Genomic DNA, 294 nt, shown 5'->3' on the forward strand with positions numbered 1-294 from the left:
CCGACAGACTGCCCTGCCGCCGGACACCGAAACAACATGATCGAAGTTACCCAATACCCGCTTTCCGCCTGGCGCAGCCAGATTCTCTCTTTCAACAGCGAGATCCTCGTCAACCGTCTGCCGGACGAAAATTTTCTGATCGGCAAGGAGCAGATCGGCAGCAAGACGCTGACCGAGTACTACATTCCTTTCAGCGGCATTAATCAGAACGCCAAAATCATCATTGCAGGGCTGACGCCGGGGTACACGCAGTGGATCAACGCAGTGAATGCTGCAAAGTCTGCACTTGAGCAA

Annotated in this window: 1 pseudogene; it reads left to right on the forward strand. The window is 54.1% G+C overall.

The features are described from left to right. Nucleotides 1–36: 36 nt before the first annotated feature. Nucleotides 37–294 (forward strand): annotated as a pseudogene (locus tag H6A60_RS13040) (hypothetical protein); the annotation flags it as partial.

Source organism: Sutterella massiliensis, from assembly GCF_016899755.1.
Classification (GTDB): Bacteria; Pseudomonadota; Gammaproteobacteria; order Burkholderiales; family Burkholderiaceae_F; genus Sutterella; species Sutterella massiliensis.